A 2835-nucleotide genomic window follows, 5' to 3' on the forward strand; every position below is an offset into this window, starting at 1 on the left:
TTATAACTATAATGGGAATTTAAAAGAAGCTATCACATTGATAGCTTCTTTTAAATTTTTTATTGCTGCAAGGTTTCATGCAAATATATTGGCATTATTACTAGATATTGAAGTTATACCTGTTATATACAGTAAAAAAACTTCTAATATGTTGAGAGATATTAATTTTAATCGTAATTTAATCCATATGGAAGAGCTTCATTTACAGCACGATGAAAATCTTATAAACCAATTAAGCCATAATAAAATGAATTTGGAATTCATATCAAACAACGCTAAAAATCAATTCGAAAAACTGAGTGAGTTCCTCGACATGGAGGCGTTTATAGTGGAGGGAGTATGAAAAAAAAGATTGTATTTATGGTGATAAATATGAATATAGGTGGGACGGAAAAAGCGTTGCTTAATATGATAACAGAGATACCGAAAAAAGAGTATGATATAACGATTTTAATGTTAGAGGAACATGGGGAGTTTTTAAATTCCATTCCTGAGGAGGTTCATGTTGAATATTTAAAAGGATATAGGAATATAAAAGAGATATTGAACAATCCTCCTCAAAAGGTTTCATTGAAATTTTTTAAAAGAGGAAAAGTAATAAAAGCTTTTAATATAGTGTTTTTACATTTATTATCAAAGGTTATGAAAGATAGAAGTATTTTCTTTAAATATATGTTACGTGATTATCCTAAGATGGATAATCAATATGATGTTGCAGTAGCTTATGCAGGACCTATGGACTTCATAAGCTATTTTGTTGTAAATAAAATAGTGGCAAAAAAGAAAGTTCAATGGGTCCATTTTGATGTTACAAAAATTTATTTTAATAAAATATTTTCATCTAAAATTTATAATAAGTTTGATAAGGTTTTTGTTGTATCAGATGAGGCTAGAAGTAAGTTAATTGGTATGATACCTTCTTTGAAAAAGAAAACTGAGGTATTTTCAAACATTGTATCCTCGAAATTAATTAATAATCAAGCAAAAGAAGGTAAGGGATTTTATGATAAGTATACCGGATTAAGAATATTAACAGTTGGTAGGTTGGCGAATGAAAAAGGGCAAGATTTAGCTATACGAGTATTAGCAAGATTGATTCGTGATGGATATAAAGTTAATTGGTATTGTGTAGGAGAAGGAGCCTCAAGGAAGAAATATGAAAAGCTAATAGAAGAATATCAACTAAAAGATAAATTTATTTTATTGGGTGCCGATTCTAATCCATATTCTTACATGAAGCAGTGTGATATATATGTACAACCATCTAAACATGAGGGATATTGTATAACACTTGCTGAGGCTAGGTGTTTACATAAAGCAATTGTAACTACAAATTTTACTGGGGCAAAAGAACAGATAAAAGATGGAAAAACAGGGCTAATTGTGAATGTGAACGAAAATGATATATATAAAGCAGTGAAAAAATTGCTAAATAATCACGGTCTATGTAAGGGGTTTTCTGAAAATTTGAAGGGAGAAAATTTTGATACTACATTTGAAATGAAAAAGCTATATAAGCTGTTTTAACTAAGTTAGCAGGGGGAATATATGAAATCTTCTGGGGAGAAAAAAAGAGTTGTATTTGTAACTAGGAGAATGATTATGAGTGGGATAGAGAAGGCGTTAATTTCTATACTAGAGTCTATGCCAAAAGATGAGGGCTTTAATGATAAATTTGATGGCATCCGTATACTTACAGTAGGAAGAATAACATCACAAAAAGGTCAAGATATTATACCCCATATCCTAATGAAATTAAAATCTAAAGGTTATAACATTAGATGGTATTGTATAGGAGATGGTGAAAGTCGGCTCAAGCTAGGAAGTATGATAAAAAAATATGATTTAGCAGAATATTTAGTCCTATTAGGAACAAAGAATAATCCTTATCCCTATATAAAACAGTGTGATATATATGTGCAGCCATCAAGGCATGAAGGGTATTGCATTTCACTAGCTGAGGCAAGAGCATTAAATAAACCGATTGTAACGACTGATTTTGTTGGTGCTAGAGAGCAGATTGAAAACGGTCAAGATGGGTTGATAACAAGATTTGATGAAAGCACAATTTATAGTGCAATAGAGAAATTAATTAGTAATAAAGCTTTATGTGCCATGTTTAGAAGCAACTTAAACAAAAAAAGTGTCAATACCACAGCAGAAATTAATAAAATATACGATTGTTTAAGTTAAATGAAAGGTAGCTATTAAAATGAAAAGTCAACTCAAAGCGGGTGCAATATTATCATATGTAGCGATGTTTATTAATAGCGCCATATCAATAATATATACACCTATTATGTTGAATTTGCTTGGGAAATCAGAGTACGGTCTATTTAGCTTGGCTACGTCTGCAGCAGGATATGTAGGAGTTTTAAATTTTGGATTAGGTAATGCAGTGATCAGATATACTGCAAAATATAAAGCACTTAAAGATGAACAAGGGTGTTCCAATTTATATGGAATGTTTTGTGTTATGTATGGTGCACTAGGGATTGGAGCACTACTACTAGGCTTAATTTTGACAGTAAATGCAGACAGAATATTTTCGAATTCTTTAAGTATAGATGAGGTTAGTAAACTTAAAGTATTGATGGTAATCATGGTAATAAATATTTCTATAGGAATAGGATTAGGTTTTTTTAGCGTCGTTGTATTAGCGTATGAGAGATTTATTTTTCAGAAGGTGATAAGTATAGTTAGTTCCATAGTAAGCCCACTTATTATGCTACCTATTCTTATGATGGGATATGGATCTGTGTCTATGACAATTGTAACGACTATACTTAACTTTATAGTAATTTTAATGAATATATATTATTGCTTTAAAGTTCT

General features: G+C 30.4%; 3 protein-coding genes and 1 pseudogene. All 4 read left to right on the forward strand.

Translation table 11 applies throughout. From position 1 onward, the window contains the following. Positions 1-343 (forward strand): polysaccharide pyruvyl transferase family protein (locus V7024_RS22860; RefSeq protein WP_335524270.1); only part of this gene is annotated, 343 nt, incomplete at its 5' end. Further along, a complete protein-coding gene (locus V7024_RS22865) occupies positions 340-1527 on the forward strand; it encodes a glycosyltransferase (protein WP_335524273.1) in 1188 nt (395 codons plus the stop codon). The genes V7024_RS22860 and V7024_RS22865, both read left to right, overlap by 4 nt. Positions 1528-1548: 21 nt before the next feature. Then, positions 1549-2193 carry a glycosyltransferase gene (locus V7024_RS22870; protein ID WP_335524276.1) on the forward strand — a complete coding sequence of 215 codons (645 nt, stop codon included), beginning with the start codon at positions 1549-1551 and terminating at the stop codon, positions 2191-2193. Positions 2194-2212: 19 nt separating this feature from the next. Then, positions 2213-2835: pseudogene (locus tag V7024_RS22875) on the forward strand (oligosaccharide flippase family protein); the annotation flags it as partial.

The organism is Bacillus sp. JJ864 (genome assembly GCF_036963045.1).
Lineage (GTDB): Bacteria > Bacillota > Bacilli > Bacillales > Bacillaceae_G > Bacillus_A > Bacillus_A pseudomycoides_C.